Origin of the sequence: Pseudoalteromonas espejiana DSM 9414, assembly GCF_002221525.1 — a bacterium.
GTDB lineage: Bacteria > Pseudomonadota > Gammaproteobacteria > Enterobacterales > Alteromonadaceae > Pseudoalteromonas > Pseudoalteromonas espejiana.
Genome location: NZ_CP011028.1, coordinates 1,374,847 through 1,397,754, shown reverse-complemented (window position 1 = coordinate 1,397,754; position 22,908 = coordinate 1,374,847). Strand labels below are relative to the sequence as shown.

General features: G+C 40.8%; 17 protein-coding genes and 8 tRNA genes. 5 read left to right on the top strand and 20 right to left on the bottom strand.

What is annotated here, in order from left to right:
- The first annotated feature begins 340 nt into the window (after positions 1-340).
- Positions 341-1,753, top strand: coding sequence for an alanine/glycine:cation symporter family protein (locus PESP_RS06480; protein WP_089347293.1), 1,413 nt, complete (start codon positions 341-343; stop codon positions 1,751-1,753).
- A 47-nt stretch (positions 1,754-1,800) separates the two neighbouring features.
- Here PESP_RS06480 and PESP_RS06475 read toward each other — a convergent pair whose 3' ends face one another.
- Entirely contained in the window at positions 1,801-3,126 is a 1,326-nt protein-coding gene (locus PESP_RS06475) for an IS4 family transposase (RefSeq protein WP_089346385.1), read from the bottom strand.
- A gap of 252 nt (positions 3,127-3,378) precedes the next feature.
- Here PESP_RS06475 and PESP_RS06470 point away from each other — a divergent pair, with 252 nt between their 5' ends.
- Positions 3,379-4,974: a BCCT family transporter gene (locus PESP_RS06470; protein ID WP_089347292.1), complete on the top strand. Its 1,596-nt coding sequence runs from the start codon at positions 3,379-3,381 to the stop codon at positions 4,972-4,974.
- 521 nt (positions 4,975-5,495) lie between these two features.
- Here PESP_RS06470 and PESP_RS06465 read toward each other — a convergent pair.
- The 12 genes from PESP_RS06465 to PESP_RS06410 all read right to left on the bottom strand — a co-directional run bounded on the left by PESP_RS06465 (position 5,496) and on the right by PESP_RS06410 (position 11,089).
- Positions 5,496-5,582 (bottom strand) — tRNA-Leu (locus tag PESP_RS06465).
- Positions 5,583-5,619: 37 nt separating this feature from the next.
- Positions 5,620-5,693, bottom strand: a tRNA-Cys gene (locus PESP_RS06460).
- Positions 5,694-5,712: 19 nt separating this feature from the next.
- Positions 5,713-5,788: transfer RNA gene (locus tag PESP_RS06455), tRNA-Gly, on the bottom strand.
- A gap of 138 nt (positions 5,789-5,926) precedes the next feature.
- Positions 5,927-6,013, bottom strand: a tRNA-Leu gene (locus tag PESP_RS06450).
- A gap of 39 nt (positions 6,014-6,052) precedes the next feature.
- Positions 6,053-6,128, bottom strand: a tRNA-Gly gene (locus PESP_RS06445).
- A gap of 66 nt (positions 6,129-6,194) precedes the next feature.
- Positions 6,195-6,281: transfer RNA gene (locus PESP_RS06440), tRNA-Leu, on the bottom strand.
- A 36-nt stretch (positions 6,282-6,317) separates the two neighbouring features.
- Positions 6,318-6,391 (bottom strand) — tRNA-Cys (locus PESP_RS06435).
- A 28-nt stretch (positions 6,392-6,419) separates the two neighbouring features.
- Positions 6,420-6,495, bottom strand: a tRNA-Gly gene (locus PESP_RS06430).
- Positions 6,496-6,703: 208 nt separating this feature from the next.
- Entirely contained in the window at positions 6,704-7,249 is a 546-nt protein-coding gene (gene pgsA / locus PESP_RS06425; RefSeq protein ID WP_089347291.1) for a CDP-diacylglycerol--glycerol-3-phosphate 3-phosphatidyltransferase, read from the bottom strand.
- 42 nt (positions 7,250-7,291) lie between these two features.
- Positions 7,292-9,115 (bottom strand): excinuclease ABC subunit UvrC, encoded by a 1,824-nt coding sequence (gene uvrC / locus PESP_RS06420; RefSeq protein ID WP_089347290.1) that lies wholly within the window; start codon positions 9,113-9,115, stop codon positions 7,292-7,294.
- A gap of 11 nt (positions 9,116-9,126) precedes the next feature.
- Complete coding sequence (uvrY, locus tag PESP_RS06415) at positions 9,127-9,777, bottom strand: UvrY/SirA/GacA family response regulator transcription factor (protein WP_004589511.1); 651 nt, start codon at positions 9,775-9,777, stop codon at positions 9,127-9,129.
- A gap of 160 nt (positions 9,778-9,937) precedes the next feature.
- Positions 9,938-11,089 carry a dicarboxylate/amino acid:cation symporter gene (locus PESP_RS06410; RefSeq protein WP_089347289.1) on the bottom strand — a complete coding sequence of 384 codons (1,152 nt, stop codon included), beginning with the start codon at positions 11,087-11,089 and terminating at the stop codon, positions 9,938-9,940.
- A 365-nt stretch (positions 11,090-11,454) separates the two neighbouring features.
- Between PESP_RS06410 and cysK the strand changes: the two genes are divergently transcribed.
- Positions 11,455-12,423, top strand: coding sequence for a cysteine synthase A (cysK, locus tag PESP_RS06405; protein WP_089347288.1), 969 nt, complete (start codon positions 11,455-11,457; stop codon positions 12,421-12,423).
- A 147-nt stretch (positions 12,424-12,570) separates the two neighbouring features.
- Complete coding sequence (locus PESP_RS06400; protein WP_089347287.1) at positions 12,571-13,005, top strand: hypothetical protein; 435 nt, start codon at positions 12,571-12,573, stop codon at positions 13,003-13,005.
- A 78-nt stretch (positions 13,006-13,083) separates the two neighbouring features.
- Here the strand turns inward: PESP_RS06400 and PESP_RS06395 are convergent, their stop codons facing one another.
- On the bottom strand, positions 13,084-15,360 hold the full coding sequence (locus PESP_RS06395; RefSeq protein WP_089347286.1) for an acyl-CoA dehydrogenase: 2,277 nt from the start codon (positions 15,358-15,360) through the stop codon (positions 13,084-13,086).
- Between the two features lie 167 nt (positions 15,361-15,527).
- Between PESP_RS06395 and PESP_RS06390 the strand changes: the two genes are divergently transcribed.
- The gene (locus tag PESP_RS06390) at positions 15,528-17,375 is read left to right on the top strand and encodes a M2 family metallopeptidase (RefSeq protein ID WP_089347285.1); all 1,848 of its coding nucleotides are present in this window, start codon (positions 15,528-15,530) and stop codon (positions 17,373-17,375) included.
- Positions 17,376-17,472: 97 nt separating this feature from the next.
- Here PESP_RS06390 and PESP_RS06385 read toward each other — a convergent pair whose 3' ends face one another.
- From PESP_RS06385 to nudC, 6 genes are all read right to left on the bottom strand, one after another.
- Positions 17,473-18,267 carry a putative porin gene (locus PESP_RS06385; RefSeq protein WP_089347284.1) on the bottom strand — a complete coding sequence of 265 codons (795 nt, stop codon included), beginning with the start codon at positions 18,265-18,267 and terminating at the stop codon, positions 17,473-17,475.
- Positions 18,268-18,465: 198 nt separating this feature from the next.
- Positions 18,466-18,840, bottom strand: coding sequence for a PH domain-containing protein (locus PESP_RS06380; protein ID WP_089347283.1), 375 nt, complete (start codon positions 18,838-18,840; stop codon positions 18,466-18,468).
- On the bottom strand, positions 18,840-19,748 hold the full coding sequence (locus PESP_RS06375) for an ABC transporter ATP-binding protein (protein WP_089347282.1): 909 nt from the start codon (positions 19,746-19,748) through the stop codon (positions 18,840-18,842). The genes PESP_RS06380 and PESP_RS06375 overlap by 1 nt, the downstream gene beginning before the upstream one ends.
- Positions 19,745-20,572: an ABC transporter permease gene (locus PESP_RS06370; RefSeq protein WP_089347281.1), complete on the bottom strand. Its 828-nt coding sequence runs from the start codon at positions 20,570-20,572 to the stop codon at positions 19,745-19,747. Before PESP_RS06370 ends, PESP_RS06375 begins: the two co-directional genes overlap by 4 nt.
- Positions 20,573-20,725: 153 nt before the next feature.
- Positions 20,726-21,904: a cystathionine beta-lyase gene (locus PESP_RS06365; protein ID WP_089347280.1), complete on the bottom strand. Its 1,179-nt coding sequence runs from the start codon at positions 21,902-21,904 to the stop codon at positions 20,726-20,728.
- Positions 21,905-21,913: 9 nt separating this feature from the next.
- Complete coding sequence (nudC, locus tag PESP_RS06360) at positions 21,914-22,837, bottom strand: NAD(+) diphosphatase (protein ID WP_089347279.1); 924 nt, start codon at positions 22,835-22,837, stop codon at positions 21,914-21,916.
- Positions 22,838-22,908 lie beyond the last annotated feature (71 nt).

Genomic DNA, 22,908 nt, shown 5'->3' with positions numbered 1-22,908 from the left:
TACGCTTTCCTATTTTTTTGTCAACACTTAATTTTAAACTTTCTTTTTAGAAGATTAAAACCGAAGTTTTACTTAACTCTGTGAGCAGCTCGTGCCTCGCTATGCGTTGGCGTTCCCCGTCTCAGTGGGGTCGCATTATAGGGAGATACGATTTTTACGCAAGCGTTTTATTTAATAAAATTGCATTTAATTTATACCCAGATGAAGCACACAACCAAACCACAAGTTACCCACAAAACCCTGTGGATAAGCCTGTTTTTTTGCTTTAAAAACTAAACTCTTTTTGTTTGTTGTGGTAAGTTGCCAGCACTTTTTTAACTCGTGTATTTAGGTAGTATTCATGACAGACATAATAAATAGTATAAGTGCCCTACTTTGGGGGCAAGTTCTCGTCTACTTATTAATAGCAGCAGGCCTCTTTTTTACCATTCGCTTAGGCTTTATTCAGTTCGTACAATTCCCTCACATGTTTAAAGTTATGTTTGGCTCACGAAAATGCGGTAATGATGAAATATCATCATTTCAAGCTTTTTGTACATCTTTGGCTGCTCGTGTTGGTACAGGTAATATGGCAGGTGTTGCCGTTGCGCTTTATTTAGGTGGTGCAGGCGCTATATTTTGGATGTGGTTAATTGCATTAATAGGTATGGCGACCAGTTTTGCTGAAAGCACTTTAGCACAAGCATACAAAACTAAAGATGCCGATGGTAACTTTAGAGGTGGCCCTGCTTATTATATGGAACGTGGCTTAGGAAAACGTTGGATGGGCGTTTTGTTTTCATTATGTTTGATTTTAGCCTTTGGCCTGGTATTTAATGCTGTACAGTCAAACTCTATTGCTGCCGCTTTCGAAGTAGCGTTTGATGTACCTAAGTATATAGTAGGTATTGCGCTAGTTATTGGCTCGGGCATTATCATTTTTGGTGGTTTAAAAACTATTTCACGCTTTGCTGAAATGGTTGTGCCATTTATGGCGCTCGCCTATTTATTAGTTGCAGTATATATATGTGCCGTTAATTTTACTGCATTGCCTGATGTGTTGGTTCTGATTATTAAAAGTGCTTTTGGTTTAGAGCAAGCTGGCGCAGGTGCTATTGGCTATGGTGTAACCCAAGCAATGATCCAAGGTATTAAACGTGGTTTGTTTTCAAACGAAGCGGGTATGGGTAGCGCAGCGAATGCCGCAGCAACCGCAACACCTTATCCACCACACCCTGCTTCACAAGGTTACGTACAAATGCTTGGTGTATTTATAGATACTATTGTTATATGTACAGCAACAGCATCATTAATTTTACTTTCAAATCAATTAGTACCTGAATCTGGTGTATTAGGCATTGAGCTTACACAAGCCGCTTTACAAGAGCATGTAGGGGATTGGGGCACTTACTTTATAGCAATTGCCATTTTGTTCTTTGCGTTTACTTCAATTGTTGCCAATTACTCTTACGCAGAAACTAATTTAATGTTTTTAGAACATAACTCTAATAAAGGTATGTTTATATTTAGGTTATTGGTATTAGCTATGGTTATGTTTGGCGCCATTGGAGAGCTTGGTATTATTTGGACGCTTGCTGATATTTCTATGGGCCTAATGGCTATAGTTAACGTAGTCGCGTTATTTATGCTCTCTGGTGTTGTGGTTTGGCTTTCTAAAGACTACAACGCACAAAATAAGCAAGGCGTATTGCCAACTTTTGATAAAAGCAAACACCCAAAACTTGCTAAAGAGGTTGATCCTAAAGCTTGGTAACTTAAACTAATTATCAGTATTTAAAGCGAGCCTAGGCTTAATGCCAGTCAGTTAACAACTGACTGGCGTTTTTTATTGGAATACTTACTGGGCTTTGGTTTCACACACCTTGGATACGCTCTCTCTCGTTTTATCGGTAAAATATGATGTTCAACTTGTGCTTGTAGTTGCTCAATAGATTTTGGGATACGTCCCGCATTCTCTATAAACATCGTGTGAATTAAGTTAATAATACTGATTGCGCACGTCGTAAAACTCAGGTGCTTGGCATAAAGTCCCGGCTTTTTCTGCGCCATTTTTACCATCTGATACCTGAGTAAGTTATAGCTAAGCATTATGCCCCATAGCTCTTGCGCTATCATATCTGGCTTTTTACTGCGTAACGTGAAGTGACTATTTAATAAGGTTTGTTTCATTTCTCGATAGCCAAGTTCTATTTCCCATCGGTCGCTGTATAAGTCAACGATTTCAGCCTTGGGAAAACGCATTGGGTCGCTCAATGACGTCAGAATATTTACTTCTTTCCCTTTAATTGTTTTCGTTACCAGCCTTACTTCAATGTCCATAGGTAAGTCTGCAAACTTTTTTCTCGCTTGCGCTGTTGTTTTTAGTTTGATGAGTTTGTCTTGACGTCCTAAAGAGCGAACGACTTCGTACTGGGTTCCTTTTCTCATGGGTTGGAGCCAATGGCGGTTTTTTCCTGCATGATGCCAGCGATTTAGTAAGCCCAAAGAATAAAAGCCTCTGTCAAATAACGTGAGTGAATTATCGGGTGTTACTTCGATTAAGTCTTCTGCAAGTACCATTTCGCTTGAGCGGCAGCTATCAAAGGCACTCCCCAATAATAAATGGCTAGTCAGCTCCATTAGGCATACCATACGAACTTGAGGAAAGGCCGTATCACCGTGCTGGTTTTTCCAAGCAGAAAATTCTTGATGATTTTCCTGGGTATCAGGTGTGCGCCAAATAACGCCATCAACGCCTAAGAGAGATAACCCGCACCATGTGGGATGGTTAGCATCCTTATTCCACATTTTTTGACTTTGTTCAAAGACTTCTTTCACTGCACCAGCGCCAAGGCGTTGTCTTGCTTGTACGACAGCACTAGGCGCAACAAGCTCTTTTTTACCGGGTAATGCTAAACCCAATTTACTGACAATGCTCCAGAGTGGGTCTTCACGATAAAGTGACATACAAATTACAGTCCAAACAGCCATTTCAACAGGCAGCCTTCTTCGTCTTATAGTCGCGACACCGGCTGTTTCAGCACATTGTTTGATAAAATCAGAGCATAAAAAATCACTCAGTTGACCTAAGCCTTCTGAGTTAGGGGCATAGCCATTGGCAAGAGAAAGTGCGGTAGTGAGTTGCAAAAGAAAAGACTCCTGAATAAATTCAGGAGTCTTTATATACTAGCCAGAAGATCGGTCAATGGATCATTAAATATTTCTTAACTGATCGGCATTAAGCCTAGGCTCGCTTTTTTTTACCTTTGAAAAGTATATTAATATTTATTAATGTATTTCAGAGATATATACCATAATTAAAGTGTATTAAAAGGCGCTTTTTGAGTTACATACGTACAACAAAATGAAAATTGTTATCTACAAAATAAAGGAGTCATGATGGATGACCAATTAAATAAGTATAGTATTGATACTACCGACTATCAGGTAGGACAAGATAACGTACAAAAATGGGGGTTTGATGTTCATAACCCTGTATTTGGTATAAGCGCTATTTTGGTTATATTGTTTGTCTCGCTCACCTTATTTCTCGACCCTGAAGTAGTCAGAGAGGCACTAACCTCAACTAAAGATGCCATTATCAATAAATTTGATAGTTATTTCATGTTGATTGCTAATGGTTTCGTTTTATTTTGTTTTGCACTTGCGATATCCCCACTTGGTAAAATTCGTTTAGGTGGTGTAGATGCAAAACCAGAGCACGGTTATTTATCTTGGCTAGCTATGTTGTTTGCTGCTGGAATGGGTATAGGCCTGTTATTTTGGGGCGTTGCAGAACCTGCGGCCTATTTTACTGATTGGTATTTAATGCCAATGAACGCCGAGCCAAACACCCCAGAAGCACACTCTTTAGCAATGGGCGCTACTATGTATCACTGGGGCCTGCATGGCTGGGCTATTTATGCAATTGTTGCGCTTAGCTTAGCTTTTTTTGCTTACAATAAAGGGCTTCCCTTATCTATACGATCTGTATTTTATCCATTGTTTGGCGACCGAGCGTGGGGTTGGCTAGGCCACGTAATTGATATTTTGGCTGTGTTATCTACTCTTTTTGGCTTAGCGACGTCGCTTGGTTTAGGTGCTCAACAGGCAACAAGCGGTATTAATTACTTAATGGGTACCGACTATGGCACGGCTTTTCAAATTACAGTGATTGCGCTGGTAACCTGTATTGCTATTGTTTCTGTTATTAAAGGTATTGAAGGCGGTGTAAAAGTCCTTAGTAACATCAACCTTATATGTGCATTTATTTTACTTGTAGCCATAATATCGCTTACTTTTAGTGACTCAATCACTGCTATATGGTTTACCTTTGGTGCTTATGTAGAGCATATGGTCCCGCTTAGTAATCCGTTTGGCCGTGAAGATGAAGATTGGATGCATGCTTGGACTGTATTTTATTGGGCTTGGTGGATCTCTTGGTCTCCTTTTGTAGGTATGTTTATTGCCCGCGTGTCTAAAGGCAGAACGGTTCGTGAGTTTTTATTAGTGGTCATTGGTTTACCAACCATACTGAGCCTAGTTTGGATGGGCGTATTTGGTAACTTAGCCATTTCACAAATAATCGACCAAGTGGGCCCGCTTGGGCAAAATGGACTAACCGACATATCGGTTACGTTATTTCAAGTATATGAACAGCTACCGTTAAGCAGCTTTATTTCTATAATTTCTATTGTGCTTGTGTTGGTATTTTTTATTACGTCTTCTGATTCGGGGTCACTTGTAATCGACGGCATAACAGCCGGCGGTAAAATTGACGCACCCGTTCCACAACGTATATTTTGGGCTTCTATTGAGGGGGCCATTGCTGCCGTATTACTTTGGGTGGGAGGTTCCCAAGCCCTACAGGCCTTGCAATCAGGTGTAGTAACTACGGCGTTGCCGTTTTCAGTGGTGCTAATATTAATGTGTGTTGCACTTATTCAAGGTTTGATGAGTGAATACCCTATTTATAAAGCACAAACAAAGTTATAAATTGAAATAACATACGAAATAAAGCGGCCTAGGCCGCTTTATTTTTATACCAATCCGCTTAATTAAGTGGTCAATTTTGAGGATGGAAAAACGTGTTGATAGCTAGGCAAAAAGCTCGCTAATTAGTTGTTCTAAATAAGAATTTTTTCACGCAGGTAGTGACACGTTTGGTCCCGCAAAATGATTAAGTATTATTGCCGATTGGTATTAATAGTTAATTTCTTTTTCACAATTAATGCCAAACTATATTAGGACTTATAAATCATCTAAGCTGTTACGCCTATCTCAGGTTGCCTTAAAGCCTTTTTATTATAACTACATGGAATGAGTGCATTGATGCCGTGATCAATAATAAACTAAATAGCTCATCTAATTTATGAATTGGTGTGAGCTGCAAAAATCTATATGGATAGACTAAGTGCTAAGGCTAAGAGTGACTTTAAGATAATATAAGATAAATTTAATAGAAAACTAACTGGAAATATAGGGAGTATTTATTTACTAAAGGACTTTAGTAAAAGTGGTGCCCGAGGCCGGACTTGAACCGGCACGACTTGTTAGTCGAGGGATTTTAAATCCCTTGTGTCTACCAATTCCACCACTCGGGCATCGAGTTTGCTATTTAAAGCATGTGGAGTAATTAAATGGAGGCGGAACCCGGAGTCGAACCGAGGTGGACGGATTTGCAATCCGCTGCATGGCCACTCTGCCATTCCGCCTTAACGCTACCAAATAATTTGGAGCGGCACACGAGGCTCGAACTCGTGACCTCGACCTTGGCAAGGTCGCGCTCTACCAACTGAGCTAGTGCCGCATAAAACATTATCAGTAATTTGTCCGTTGTTGCGCGACCGTGTCGCGGTAAAACGTTCTGGCAACTGAGATAGTGCCTCATTCAATTTTTCATTAATATTTTATCTAACTTTCAATTATCTTGGTAAATAATTAAAAGTGGTGCCCGAGGCCGGACTTGAACCGGCACGACTTGTTAGTCGAGGGATTTTAAATCCCTTGTGTCTACCAATTCCACCACTCGGGCATCGAGTTTGCTATTTAAAGCAAGTGGATAAAACTAATATGGAGCGGCACACGAGGCTCGAACTCGTGACCTCGACCTTGGCAAGGTCGCGCTCTACCAACTGAGCTAGTGCCGCATCATATTAATTCTAATATTAACTTTTTTTATAAACTGCACTTGGTAATGCAATTAAACCACAAAGTGGTGCCCGAGGCCGGACTTGAACCGGCACGACTTGTTAGTCGAGGGATTTTAAATCCCTTGTGTCTACCAATTCCACCACTCGGGCATCGAGTTTGCTATTTAAAGCATGTGGAGTGTTGAATGGAGGCGGAACCCGGAGTCGAACCGAGGTGGACGGATTTGCAATCCGCTGCATGGCCACTCTGCCATTCCGCCAAACCGTTGGACAACCTAAATAAAAACTTGGAGCGGCACACGAGGCTCGAACTCGTGACCTCGACCTTGGCAAGGTCGCGCTCTACCAACTGAGCTAGTGCCGCATTATTATTTAATTTTCTGCGTTTATCAACATCTTGCGATATTTACGTAGTTAATTAAGTAACTTTGGTTTTCTTTATCTTAGGGGCTATCCCCTCTCAACACGGACGCATTCTACAGAGATTATTAAACGCGTCAACACAAAAAATGCCACTTTTGAACTGTTTGATTATTTTTTATCTAAAACGGTGCGTTATTAGACGTTTACAATCAATTTTTGGTCAATTCACTCCATGCAGCCATTAAATATTGCACCATAGAACTAAGTGTTAAGTAGGTTGCTATATATAATAGTGCAAAACTTAAATAGGTCATCCATGTATCGTACTGCCAAATTAAGCCAATAATAGCTAACATTTGTGCTGCCGTTTTAATTTTCCCCATATTTGATACTGCCACATTGCCGCGCTTGCCTTGCTCGGCCATCCACTCACGTAATGCAGATATAACTATTTCGCGGCTAATAATAATAAGCGCCGGAATCGTCATATACATAGATTGATAATGATCTGAGAGCGCAACAAGTGCAGCACATACCATTACCTTATCGGCAACCGGATCTAAAAAGGCACCAAAAGGGGTTGATTGCTCAAGCTTTCTTGCTAAATAGCCATCAAGAATGTCGGTAATTGATGCAAGCCAAAAAATAAAAGCGGCAGCAAAAAACGCCCAGCTATAAGGCAAGTAAAATATCACCAAAAAAATGGGGATAAGAAAAAGTCTAAAGGTTGTGAGTGTGTTTGGAATATTCCACATAACTACTTGGATATGTCTTTTTTGCTATATTCGCACGAAGGGCTAGCCCTTGTCATGCAAATGGTTAAATATCTTCTCAGCCATGTCAGGACTGATCCCAGGAACTTTCTTTAACTGTTCTATATTAGCAGCTTTTACTCCTTGCATGCCCCCTAAATATTTTAATAATGTTTGGCGACGTTTAGAACCTACTCCATTTATTTCTTCTAATAATGATTGTGTACGCTGTTTTTGGCGCTTATTACGGTGCCCTGCAATAGCAAATCGGTGAGATTCATCGCGAATATGTTGAATTAAATGAAGTGCTGGCGCATCCGAATCCATAGGAATTGTTTTACGCCCGCCATCTATTAATAAAGTTTCTAAGCCGGGTTTCCTACTGGTCCCTTTTGCAACACCCACTAATAATGGCATTTTTGCATGGGGCCAGGTAGCAAAGTATTGCTCTGCACGGCCTAGCTGCCCTTTACCACCGTCAATAAATATAACATCAGGTATTTTATCTTCATCAACCACTTTGTTATAACGCTTGTTAAGGGCAAACTCCATTGCTGCGTAATCATCACCGCCGGTAATGCCTGTAACGTTATAGCGCCTATATTCTTTATTGTTAGGCCCTTGAGAATCGAATACGACACAACTTGCTACGGTATTTTCACCCATAGTGTGGCTAATATCAAAACATTCCATTCTGTTAATATCATCAAGGCGCAGTGTTGCTTTTAACTGCGCATAACGTTTGTTTATAGAGTCTTGCGTACTTTGCTTAACAGTAATGCTATTTAACGCATTTTTGTTTGCTAATTGAAGGTATTGCGCTCGCTCGCCGCGTGTAACCACTTTAAGCGTTACTTTGCGCTCACTTATTTGAGTTAGCGCTTCGCCTAGTGCAGTGCTTTCTTCAATTTCGAACGGTAAAATAATTTCTTTAGCTATTCGCCCAGTTGCGCCCGGTGCTAAATAGTATTGACCAAGGAACGAAGTGAGTATTTCTTCTTGCCCAGAGTCTTTTGGGACTTTAGGGAAATAGGTTTTACTGCCGAGCACTTTATGATCGCGGATCATTAATAAATGAATGCCATTCAAGCCATTTAAATGTGCAAAGCCCACTACGTCCATCTCTGCAAAGTTACCTGAAATAGACTGCTGCTCCTGCATTTTTCGCAGTAGCATAATTTGGTCTCGTACTTTTGCTGCAAGCTCAAAGTTAAGGTCTTTACTTGCTGCTTCCATTTTTTTTATTAAGTCAGCAATAACTTCGTGCGACTTACCCGTTAAAAACTTACGTACGTAATCAACTTGTTCGTCATACTCTTGCTCAGTCACTTTGTTTACACACGGCGCTGAACAACGCTTTAGTTGATATTGTAAACACGGGCGGCTTCTTGCCCTATAGTAAGCGTCTTCACATTGGCGTACCGGAAATATTTTTTGCATCAAACGCAGGCTTTCAGAGACCGCACCAGCACTTGGAAATGGCCCAAAGTACTCGCCTTTTACTTTACGACTGCCACGATGAAACGCTAAACGCGGATGTTTGTGGCTGGTAAGCAAAATATAAGGGTACGACTTATCGTCACGCAATAATATGTTATAGCGCGGCTGATATTTTTTTATAAGGTTGTTTTCAAGCAGTAGCGCTTCGGTTTCAGTATTTGTGAGGGTTACCTCAATATCGCAAATATTGCTAACTAAAACTCGCGTTTTGCTATCTGTAAGGTTTGATCTGAAGTAGCTACTTACACGTTTTTTTAAGTTTTTGGCTTTGCCTACGTAAATAACTTGCTGCTCGCTATCAAGCATGCGGTATACACCCGGTTCACTTGATAGCGTTTTTAAAAATTGGGCGTGATCGAATTCAGACATAAATTAAAAAATTAATGAGATACGTCTATATCAATCATTTTATGGCGAATAGCCAAATGAGTTAGCTCAACATCACCACCTACATTTAGTTTTTCAAACATACGGTAGCGGTAGCTATTTACTGTTTTTGAGCTTAAATTTAAACGCTCGGCAATATCTTGTGCTTTTTCACCTTTGGTGATCATAAGCATAATTTGCAGTTCGCGTTCAGATAAACTTTGAAAAGGGTTTTCGTCAGTGCGCCCTGTTACCTGCGCAAGCGCTATTTGTTGTGCTATTTCAGGTGCAATGTAACGTTGACCGGCATGAACCGAGCGAATAGCTCTTACCATTTCATCAGAGCCCGCGCCTTTTGTTAAAAAGCCATGAGCACCAATTTGCATTACTTTAGAAGGAAATGGGTCTTCGCAGTTAACGGTAAGCACAATAATTTTTACATCAGGGCAATAGCGACAAATCTTTTTAGTTGCCTCTAATCCGCCCATGCCAGGCATGTTCATATCCATTAATACAATATTAGGTGCGTGCTGGCGACAAAATTGTACCGCAGCCTCACCATCTTTAGCTTCGCCTACCACTTTAAAACCACGTACGTCATCTAGTATACGTTTTATACCAGTTCGTACCAGCTCATGGTCATCAACTAAAAGCACATTAATCAATGTAATACCCTCATTAACCTAACAATACGCGACTAAACAATTCAATTTGCCACATTACCACAGTTAAAGCGAAACAATAACTAATATTATTGCTTCGCTTTGAATGTACTCATCTTTTAGCATTGAATTTTCAACACAAAAGCGTGCACAGTTAATACTTTTAAGATGCAGCCTTGTCGCTAAATCTGTCTACCCACAAGGCTATAATACCATCGCCAGTAACGTTACACGCTGTACCAAAGCTATCTTGTGCTAAGTAAAGTGCAATCATTAACGCCACTGCCCCTTCGTTAAAACCAAGCATGCTCGTTAATAAACCTAGCGCCGACATTACTGCACCACCTGGTGCGCCAGGCGCTGCAATCATGACTACACCTAACATCATAATAAATGGCAACATGCCTATTAAAGAAGGCACTTCCATGCTCGGCGACAAAAACATCACTGCCATAGCACAGGTTACAATAGTGATTGTAGAACCCGATAAATGAATAGTTGCACACAGAGGCACTGTAAAGTTTGCTACATCTTCTTTTACATTATTTGCTTTACTTGACTGTAACGACACCGGAATTGTTGCCGCACTCGACATAGTACCCAGCGCTGTAAAATAAGCAGGCAGCATATTTTTAACAAGCTCTAACGGGTTACGTTTAAGCAATACACCCGTAGAGATATACAATACGCTTAACCACAACCAGTGCATAACAAGTGCGGCAATAAGTACAACACCAAATGTTTGCAATGTGTCAACTACGGTACCTGCTACCGTCATCTCAGCAAATACACCCGCTATATAAAATGGTAAAGCCGGAATAATTACCTTAGAAAGTAAGGCATCAATAACGTCACGGCCTTGATCAGATACTTTTTTAAGGGTGTCTAGTTCTAGTTGGCTCATGCCAATACCAAATACAAAAGCGGTAACAAGTGCGGTCATTACACCCATTAGCGGTGGAATTTCTAAATCAATAAAGCTGCCAATCTCTGTGGCTACTTCGGCTTCAAATGTAATACCGCCACTTAAAAGAGGAATTACTGCACTGACTAATAAAAATGCAAGCGTGCCAGCAATCACAGTAGAGCTATATGCAAAACCAACGGTTTTACCTAATAAATGGCCCGAGCCTTTAGGCAAACCAGCAATACCCGAGGCAATAAAAAATAAAATAATAAGAGGAATAGTAAAGGAAATAAGTTGGCCAATAAGCTCTTTTATTGTAAATAAAAGCTCAACACCCACCAAAGGTACATAAAGCCCGACCAAAATACCGGCCACAATACCGGCAATTAATTTTAAGATTAACTTCATTGTGATTGCTTAGTTGAAAATAGATAGTGTGTTTTTAACATGTTTTAAGCACATTGTGTGATAAAACTATTCAAGTTATATTCATGTGCGCAAATAACACACAAAATCATTCTCGTCTTTCGCCAAGCTTGTGCATTTTTTAACTAAACAGCCTTTTTACTCTTTAAATTTTAAATTAAGCCCGCACCTTTAATAACTAAAGCAGCGTTAATAACTAATTTTTATTTCGGCTGGTTATAAGCCCAATAGATATATGTTATAGCCAAACTTTACTTTAGTTTTTTTAAACTCACAGTAAAGTGTATTTATATAGTTAATAGCAAAGGCTATTAGCACATTGATCAGATTGTATCCAAAGGAACATTATGTCTACTATTTTTGAAGATAACTCACTAAGCATTGGTAATACACCACTGGTAAAACTTAATCGTGTAACGGGTGGCAATGTATACGCTAAAGTTGAATCTCGTAACCCTAGCTTTAGTATTAAATGTCGTATTGGTGCATCAATGATTTGGGAAGCTGAAAAGTCTGGTCAGCTTGTTGAAGGCAAAGAGCTAATTGAACCTACATCAGGCAATACTGGTATTGCGCTTGCTTTTGTTGCTGCTGCTCGTGGCTATAAACTAACGCTAACAATGCCTAACACTATGAGCTTAGAACGCCGCAAGCTGTTAAAAGCACTTGGCGCAAACTTAGTACTTACCGATGGCGCTAAAGGTATGAACGGTGCAATCGAAAAAGCAAAAGAAATCCAAGCAACAGACCCAGAAAAATATATTTTATTACAACAATTCGAAAACCCAGCAAACCCTAAAATTCACTTTGAAACAACAGGCCCAGAAATTTTTGATGCGCTTGACGGTAAAGTTGACTTTTTTGTAGCTGGTGTTGGTACTGGTGGCACAATTACCGGTGTTAGCCGCTACCTTAAAAACGAAAAAGGGCTAGACGTTAAGTCAATTGCTGTTGAGCCAACTAATTCGCCTGTAATTAGCCAAACGCTTGCTGGCGAAGAAGTTAAGCCAGGCCCACATAAAATTCAAGGTATTGGTGCTGGCTTTATTCCAGGCAACCTTGATTTAAGTGTTATCGATGGTGCGGAGCAAGTATCTAACGAAGATGCCATTGCAATGGCTCATGAGCTTATGAAAAAAGAAGGTATTTTAGTTGGTATTTCTTCAGGTGCAGCCGTTGTTGCAGCTAAACGCCTAGCTGAAAAACCAGAAAACGCTGATAAAAATATTGTGGTAATTTTACCAAGCGCTACAGAGCGTTACCTATCTAGCCCAATGTTTGCTGAAGAATTTAGCGAGCAAGAACTAGTACAGTAATTTTCTCTCCTTGAGATACTAAAAAGGATGCTTATGGCATCCTTTTTTATTATTTATTATTCAATTTTCTATTTATTCCTTACCACTGCTTTACATCTTGATTAATTAACCACACACTTTAAAAAAATTAATTAAAAAACGATCAACATGAAAAAAATAGCAGCCTATGTAAGTTTTATTTTTTGTATATTTTTAACCGCCTGTGGTGATGACGTACAAACCCTTGGCGACTCACCGGGCGACACAGCCACCGCTTATTTTGATGCGCTGTACAATCAAAAAGATCTGCAAAAAGCCAGCACTATGGCCACCCCTAATTTAAGCCGCATAATGAAATCTTATGGTACAGCTAAGCAATTTGCTCGCAACTTAGTAAACCTACAATACGATGAAGTTGTTATTGAAGTAGATATGACCAACATGAGCGTACGCGAACAATACGGTGATAACGCTAAAATAAACCTTATTTTTACCGGTTATTTTAATGGCGATAAAATTGACGATATGCGCAGCGTAAAAATGCTACGCAAAAAAGGGAAATGGTATATAGACAAAATAGTGGCCGACCCTTACGCACGATAAACGCAAGCTGCAAATACTCAATTACAAAAAAGGCCTCAGTTACGAGGCCTTTTGCATTTTAACTAAACATAAGCCTGATTAAAGCTCACCTGGCTGAAAGTTATCAACCGCAATGGCTTGTTTTCTAAGCTTGTTAGTATGGTGCATAGCATCGGCATCTGCTTGCTCTAAAAAGCCTTGCTCCAACGAATAATTAATTGCGCCTTCTATATCAAGCGTGGCAGGTACCTTTCCTTTTCGTTGCCATTGTTTTATGTCTTTAAACTGCGCTTGCATATCATGCATAGCTAAAAACGCATTCTCCATTACACCGGTACCGGCATTTTCATCCACATAACATAAATGGGTTAAGCGGTTTCTAAATACACCTGGCTGGGTCATGTGCTCACAAATACTTTGTGCTGTTTCATCACTTGGCTTGTGATAGTGATTACCAAGCGGGAATACTATACGTTTAAGTAAAAAGTTAACCACAGGGTTTGAAAAGTTTTTGAAAAAGCCATCAAACGCTTGGCCAATTTCATACAGTGAGTTTTCAATTGCGTATTTAACAAATGGTAAGTCTGCTTGTTGACGACCTTCGTCTTCGAAGCGTTTTAACACTGTAGACGCTAAATACAAATGACTTAGTACATCACCTAAGCGGGCCGAAATCATTTCTTTTCGTTTAAGCTCGCCACCCAGTACCAGCATGGCTACATCAGTTGTAAAAGCAAGGCCACGGCTCATTCGGCTTAATTGTTTGTAGTAAACAGCGGTTGCACCACACACAGGCGCTTTTGCCAAACAGCTTCGCGTAAGACCATGCACAAAAGCCATACCTGCATTACTTGCAGCAAAAAGTATGTGCTTCATTAATAAGCTGTCAAATTGATCAAGTGCAGCGTCGTCATCGTCCATTGCCGCCGCTTCCATTTCTTTTAACACAAACGGATGACAGCGCGTAGCTCCTTGGCCAAATATCATCAAGTTACGCGTTAAAATATTAGCGCCTTCAACCGTAATTGATACCGGAATACCCATATAGCCATGAGCTAAATAGTTATTAGGGCCCACTTGAATACCTTTGCCCGAATGAATATCCATTGCGTCGTTCATCACAGTACGACCCATTTCGGTCATATGGTATTTTGCGATGGCGGTCACTACCGAGGGGCTTAATTTTAAATCAATGGCACCGGCAGTCATTAATCGTGCCGACTCAAGTGTATATGTTAATCCGCCAATACGGGCTAGTGCTTCTTGTACGCCTTCAAATTGACCAATAGATACACCAAACTGCTGGCGCACCATTGCGTAAGCTGAGGTCATTTTTGACGCTAAATGCCCTGTTGCTGTACTCAGTGCTGGCAGTGAAATACCGCGCCCTGCACTTAAACACTCAACCAGCATACGCCAGCCTCGCCCTGCGCCTTGCTGACCACCAATAATCCAATCTAGTGGAATAAATACGTCTTTACCGTAAGTAGTGCCGTTCATAAATGCCATATTTAATGGGTAATGGCGCTCGCCGGTTTCTACCCCTTCGTGATCGGTAGGAATAAGCGCACACGTAATACCGAGCTCTTTTTCATCACCAAGTAATCCATCAGGGTCATACATTTTAAATGCAAGGCCAAGGACTGTTGCCACTGGCGCAAGGGTAATATAGCGCTTAGACCAATTTAATCGCAGGCCTATAACTTCTTCACCGTTATGCTGGCCTTTACACACTACACCAGAGTCAGGAATGCTGCCCGCATCAGAGCCCGCTTCTGGGCCGGTAAGGGCAAAACAGGGGACGTCTTCACCACTTGCAAGCGTTGGTAACCAACGGTCTTGCTGCTCTTTTGTACCGTAATGCAGTAATAGTTCACCCGGGCCTAAGCTATTAGGTACCATAACTGTTACCGCCGCAGTTAAGCTTTTGGTCGCAATTTTTGACACTATGGTAGAGTTTGCAATAGCTGAGAACTCTCGTCCGCCAAATTTTTCAGGAATGATCAGCGCAAAAAAGCCTTCTGTTTTTAAGTAATCCCATACTTCTTTTGGTAGGTCTTTATCTTTTTGCACAATTTGGTAATCATCAAGCATTGCCAACAGCGTGTTAACCTGATTATCCATAAAGTCATTTTCTTTATCGCTAAGCTCAGGCCTTGGAAAATTATGTAGCTTTTGCCAGTCAGGATTACCACTAAAAAGCTCACCATCCCACCAAACATCACCCGCTTCCATTGCTTCGCGCTCTGTTTGCGAAAGCGGTGGTAACACCTTTTTAAACATTTTAAACGTAGGACGGCTGATCAGGTTAAGGCGTATATCTTTTACGGCAAAAATAACCACCACCACGACCAGCAATATTATAAATACTGACATGAGCACATTCCTTTTACATTGAATGAAAATAGTAACTTAATTATGAACCATCTTAGTTTAAATACAATCATTGCGCGATGCTCTAAAAGCCTTAACGTATTAATTTTATTGTTTTAAACATCACTGCTATTATCAGCCTCTTAATAACAATAAACCAAAGGAATAGCATGAACACACCACGCTTTAAATTAAGTATGAGCGCCCTAATAGTCGCAAGTACTTTAGCGCTGAGCGCCTGCGAAGCAGAAATAGCCATAGACACCACCGATTCAGCACAAGCTACAAAAACAATAACCGCAAAAGATGCAAACGCATTTATAGCAAAAACAGAAAAAGAGTTAAGTGCGCTTTATTTAGAATCGAGCCGGGCAGAGTGGATATACGCAAATTTTATTACCCATGATACCTCAGCACTTTCTGCTGAAGTTAATCGTAAAATGACCGAAACCGTTGTGCGTTTAGCTAATCAAGCTGCGCAGTTTGATGAACTCGAACTTGATTACGATGCGCGCCGCAAACTTAATAAGCTTAAACTAGCGCTTACTTTACCCGCCCCGCAAGATGAAGATAAAACAGCACAACTTTCAACTATTGTGGCAGAGCTTGGTGGTTTATACGGTAAAGGTAAATACTGTAAAGACGATGGCAGCTGCTTAAGCCTTGGCGACATGACGTCAAAAATGGCCACCAGCCGAGATTACAACGAACTACTTGATTTATGGCAAGGCTGGCGACAAATATCAAAACCAATGCGCCCACTTTACGAGCAGCAAGTTACACTTACCAACGAAGGTGCTAAAGAGCTTGGTTATACTGATACAGGTGCAATGTGGCGCAGTAAATACGATATGCCAGCTGATGACTTTACCAAAGAGCTTGACCGCATTTGGGGGCAAGTAAAACCGTTATATAACGCTCTTCACTGTCATGTTCGTGCTAAGTTAGGTGAAAAATACGGCACCGACAAAGTAGCCCAAGATGAGCCAATCCCTGCACATTTACTAGGGAACATGTGGGCGCAAGCGTGGGGTAACATTTACGATGTAGTCGCGCCAGAAAATGCCGATCCGGGTTACGATGTGACCGAGCTATTAGCTAAAAATAATTACGACGAGCTTAAAATGGTAAAAGGAGCTGAGACCTTTTTTACCTCAATGGGATTTGAGCCACTGCCAGAGACCTTTTACGAGCGCTCACTGTTTGTAAAACCAAAAGACAGAGATGTGCAATGTCATGCATCTGCATGGAATATAGATAGCAAAGACGATTTACGCATTAAAATGTGTATTCAACGCACGGGCGAAGAGTTCTCTGTTATTCACCATGAGCTAGGCCACAATTTTTATCAGCGTGCTTACAATAAACAGCCTTTATTTTATCAAGAAAGTGCAAACGATGGTTTTCATGAAGCCATTGGCGACACTATTGCCCTTTCGGTTACACCAGGCTACTTAAAAGAAATTGGCTTATTAGAGCAAGTACCTGATGAATCTAAAGACATCGGCCTATTAATGAAAATGGCCCTTGATAAAGTGGCTTTTGTACCCTTTAGCTTAATGGTTGATCAATGGCGTTGGCAGGTATTTTCAGGGCAAGTAAAGCCGCAAGATTATAATAAAGCATGGTGGGAACTTCGCGAAAAATACCAAGGTGTGCAAGCGCCTATTGCTCGTAGCGAAGACGACTTTGATCCTGGTGCTAAGTACCACGTCCCGGGTAATACACCTTATACTCGTTACTTTTTAGCGCATATTTTACAGTTTGAGTTCCACCGTAGTTTATGTGAAATAGCCGGTAACGATAAAGCGATTCATCGCTGCTCTATTTATAACTCAAAAGAGGCAGGGGATAAGCTAAACGCAATGCTAGAAATAGGTTCGTCTCGCCCATGGCAAGAAGCCCTTGAAAGCATTACAGGCAAACCGCAAATGGACGCTACAGCCATGCTTGATTATTTTGCACCGCTGCAACGCTATTTAGATGAGCAGAACAAAGGTCGTAACTGCGGCTGGTAATAATTTACAGTTAAAAACTCAAACGTTTAAAAACAACAAAGCCCGCTAATTAAGCGGGCTTTTTAATACTCTTGTTTTAACAAAGTTAGAAACTTAATTAAAACTGAAAACGCATGTTAGCAAAGTAAGCATCGTTATCAGAGTCATCTGCATTGTTCTCGTAACCTACTTTAAGACCAATGTTTTTATTAATAAAGTGCTGAGCACCAAAGCTGTATGTATCTTGCTTGTTGTAGTTAGCAAATACAGACGTTGCTTTTGAGAAGTAGTAGTTAGTTTCAGCTACCCACTGGTTCTCTGCATCATCAATGCTTTCGTATTTACCTTCAAACGTTAAGAAGTTACCTTGCTGTAAATCAATGAAGTATTTAGCTGCAACGGCGCGGTAATCAAAATCGTCATCTGATGTAAGTGTTACACCTACGTAGTCTGTGCTGTTTAGCATGTGGTTGTATGCTAAATCAAATAAGGCAAAGTCATCGCCGTCTTTGTTTTCTACAAGCGTTACTTTTGCTAGTAAGTCTGGGTTAAAAAAGTAACCGCCGGTTAGTTTGTAAAGTTCACCGTTAGAGCCCGTGTCTGGGTCAAGGTTTTCGTATGAAGCACCCACTAAAAATTCATTAATAAAGTATTCGCCGCCGACGTTAGTTACATCTGCAAAGTCGTTATCAGCGTAGCTGCCGTATACGTTAGTTTGCTTATTGATGTACTCAAACTGATCGTACGGGCCTAATGTTTTTTTAGGAGATAAGTAATAAATAGAGTCTACAGCAACGGTATCGTTGTTATCGCTATCTTTGTAGCTTAAGTTACTGATTGAGTTATAGCTGTCTGCAGCAGCCGCAGTGCTAGATAATAAAATGCTTGAAATAATAACTGCTAATTTTTTCATTGTAAGACTTCCCTTTGTACATTGCTTTTTATGCTTTAGCTCATTGACTAAAGTGTGCACATGCTAACGCTGGGAAACTGAATGAAAACTTAATTAACTAGTTGTATTTATTAAGTTAATTGTAAGGAGGTGTAAGAAACTGTAAATTTAAAGTAGTTGCAACATCTAGTCAACAACTACTTAAAACATGTGCATTATTTAAAGCGCATGCTGGCTAATTACTCGGTACACTTCGTTAATATTATCGCCCGACTTAAATTCTTTACTTATAGGCGTTGGATCTGATCCAATCCATATTTTAAGCTCAGCGTCTAGGTCAAAGTGCCCTGCACTTTCTTTGCTAAACTTAGTAATTTTAGAGTAAGCAATACTCACCATTTCCATTTTAGAGCCGGTCATACCTTGCTTATCAATTAAAATTAATCGCTTGTTTGTAAAAATAAACATATCGCGAATCACTTTATATGCTTTTTCTACTTGTTCGCCTTCTATGAGTGTATTGGCAAGTACTTTTTCAAGATCTGAATCGTCTACTTCGCTTGCATTACCCATTAAACCGCTCAGTAATCCCATTATACTTTCTCCTGTTTAAATATTTGATTTTCTAATGTGTGGCCATTTACTAACTGCCTATATTGCCAATTTTGCTGATGGCAAAAATTTAATAAAGCAATATCAAGCGGCTCAGTACTTGGCTGGTATTCAATAACATACTCTTTATGTTGGCTCATATAAACACGGCTCACGCCGGCTAACGAATGTAGTTGCTGCTCTACATTTTGATAAGCCTCGTTAAGCATGAGTGTATAAAAGTGTGTATTGGTATTATTTTCTTTTGTTTGATGTTCGCTCAGTATGCCTTTATCTAAATGCAGCACTTGCGAGCATAAACGCTCAAGCTCGGTTAAATCGTGAGAGCTTAAAATAAAGGTAGCCTCACTACTCAAGCTAGATACCAGCTCTCGCACTTCTCTGGCATGAATAGGGTCAAGCCCTGCGGTGGCTTCATCTAGCATTACAATTTGCGGTGAGCCAATAAGCGCTTGTGCTATGGTTACGCGCTTTCGCATACCATGAGATAAATCGCCTGCTCGCTGTTTTGCTACTTCCTTTAAGCCTACTAAATCAAGCACACGCAGTGCCTCGGTATGGCTTTGCTTAGTATTCATGCCTTGCAACTTGGCGTAAAAAGCCAGTTGCTTATCTATATTAAAACGCGGGTCTAGTTGGGCATCTTGCGGTAATGCACTCACTTGGTTGAACAGCGCTGCACTACCTGGCTTATGCCCCAAAATACTGAGCTCACCATGGCTTGGGTTTATATACCCGCATAGCAAACTAAATAGTGTGGTTTTACCGGCGCCATTGGGGCCAACTAACGCAACTGGCGCACCTTTATTAATTTCAAAGTTCACATTATTAAGTGCTTGCTTTGCGCCATACGATTTACTCAAGCCGCTGGCTTTTATTAATACGCTCATAGCGAACTCCTTGTAAATATTTTATGCGCAATAACAATAAACACCGCGCTTTGTATAAGTGGTACACCTAATGCGCTTAATAAAGGTAAGTTTTGTCCTGCTAATAGCTCAGAGTTAACACCTGGGAATATATAATCAAGTGCATTTAAAGCCGGTACCTGCCATGCCAGTATTCCTACAACAATGCCGCCACCAGCAAAATATAAAATAGCCAATACAATGGCCAAACGTGATGAACGCGCAAAGGTATTTATTAAACACATTAGTGCGACAAATGGGCTAAGCACTATTACCATAACAATAAAAATAGAAAGTGCGCGCGTAAAGCCGCCCATTAATAAGCTGGGATCTCTGTAGCCAAGTACACCTAGTGTGGCAACAAGGGTTATAGCTAATAAACACGCCAGTACACCAAGTTGCCCTAAAAAGCGGCCAAACAAAATTTCAAAGCGCGTAGCGCGCAGCGATATAAATCTTAGCGTTCCTCGCTCTCTGTCGCCAACGGTTTGGTCACTAGAAATAAAAAGAGCAAATAGCGGAAAGCTATACAGCGCCACTAGCCAGTACATGGCAAATTCAGACTCTGGCCAATCAAGTAACTTACTTAAGCCAATTGTGCCTGAAATATCACGCACCATTTGTTCAAAATTAGGCGCACTAATAATGCTAACTGCCTGTCCTATTGGGTAGCGCAATATTAATAACCAAACCAGCGCAAAAGCCGCCATAGCAATTAAGCCGCGCTTAGTTAAAAACATACGAACAAGCTCAAAGCCCGCAATTTGCGTTAACCGCCCTATGTTTATTATTGATGATGTTGCCATTGACTATCCTTAATGACGTTTTATTTTCAAAGTAATGATCAACACTAAGTGTAAACACCTTGAATTACCAGCAAAAAAAAACCCACCTAAAGTGAGCTTTGTAACAAACCATTTAAATGTAACAGGCCAAACATCGTTTATTTTGGCCAAACTCTATAAATGCTGTTTATATACCTCAAACGCTTGGCTTAAGTCGCTAATTAAATCATCAACGTCTTCAAGGCCAATGTGCAAGCGAATAACCGGGCCTAAATCCCAGCCGGTTTTTGAGCGCAGCCCTTTCATGGTTAAATTAGCCGTCACTAAACTTTCAAAGCCGCCCCACGAAAAACCCATCTTAATATGCTCAAGGTTATCTAAAAATGCATCAATTGCTTTTTGATTGCCGGTTTTCATTACAAATGAAAATAAGCCGTTGCTGCCGTCAAAATCGCGTTTAAAAAACGCATGCCCTGGGCAGGTTTCAAATGCAGGGTGGCGAATGTGATCAACAAGCTCATGTTGCTCTAACCACTTGGCAACCTCTATGGCAGCTTTTTCATGTTGATTTAAACGCACGCCCATTGTGCGCAAGCCTCTAAGGGCTAAATACGCATCATCTGCGCTGGTGCACTGACCTAATAGGTACGAGTGTTCACGAAGGGTTGGCCAGTATTTTTTATTGGCAACCGCCACACCCATCATTACATCTGAGTGGCCTACAATATATTTTGTTGCCGCTTGAATACTAATATCTACCCCATGCTCTAATGGGCGGTAGTGCAATCCATTACCGTAGGTGTTATCAAGCATAGTCATAATATTATGCTCATTGGCTACTTTTACCATGGCAGGTACATCTTGTATTTCCATGGTTATAGAGCCCGGAGATTCTAAAAACAATACCTTAGTATTTGGCTGTATATACTCTTTAATACCCGCGCCAATAGTTGGTGGGTAGTAAGTGGTTGTTACCCCAAGGCCTGCTAAAATTTTATCGCAAAAATCGCGCGTTGGCTCATACACGTTATCAACCATTAAAATATGATCGCCCGCTTTTACAAACGACAGCAACGCTTGGCTAATAGCGGCTGCACCGCATGGGTACAAAGCGCAGCCTTCGCCGCCCTCAAGCTCAGTGATGGCTTCTTGCAGGGCAAAATGCGTACTTGTGCCACGGCGACCATAAAATAAAGTTTTGTCGCCGCGCGTTTTAGCGGCTTCTTTTAAATCGGCCACGCTATCAAATACAATAGTAGAAGCGCGTTGCACTACCGGGTTTACTACGCCATGGGTATAAGCTTTTTTACGCCCTGATGACACTAATTGAGTGTTTTTATTTTTGCTCGACATTATCAATCCTTAAACCTTATTTGAAAGCCATTGCTCAATTAAAAAGCGTGAAATAGAGTCAACACGTGGGAGCTTATAATGCTCGCCCTCGTCGCCCATATTGCCAAATTCGGCTACCTCTTCGCGGGTAAACCATTTAGCATCGTCTAATTCGTTTTTATCTACGTTAATTTGCTCCGTTTTAGCCTCTGCAATAAAGCCAAGCATAATAGATGAAGGAAACGGCCAAGGCTGAGAGGCAATATAGCGTACATTTTCAACATCAACGCCCGCCTCTTCTTTTACTTCACGGGCAACCGCTTGTTCAAGTGTTTCACCGGGGTCAACAAACCCAGCAAGCGATGAATACATACCTTGCTGCCATATTGCTTGGCGGCCAAGTAAACAGCGCTCTACGCCATCGGCAAATACTTTTGTAACCACCATAATTACCGCCGGATCAGTACGCGGGAACGTAGGGTGTCTACAGTGCTCGTTTTCACATAAGCGTGAGTGCCCTGCTTCAACTAACTTGTTTTTACTGCCGCAACGTCCGCAAAAGCTATGTGTTGCATGCCAGTAGCATAAACCACGCGCTAGTGCCGCAATTGAGCCATCTTGCATAGCCACTTGTGGGCCATATTGGCGAATATCAAAAAATTGCGCATCGCCAATAATTGGGGCTAGCTCGTCATCGTGTATGGCCGACACATCAAGTGCAAATACACCGTGTTGTTCGTCATTTGAGCCTAAAAATAGCGCATCTGATAAATCTAAATGAGCAATTTGTTGGTGTGTTAGGTAGCACACCTGTGGGGAATTTTTATAAAACAATGTATGGTTATTATTAACCAAAAGCCACTTACTTTGCGCCGACATTTTTGCGCTTAACCACGCAGCGTCTTTACGAAAATTAGAGCCTCTATCTAGTGGCATGTCGCTGTAATAAAGCATGTGAGTCCTCAATAACACGGTATGGCTTAAAATTACCATAACCACTTAGTAAACCCAATTTATTACAGCAA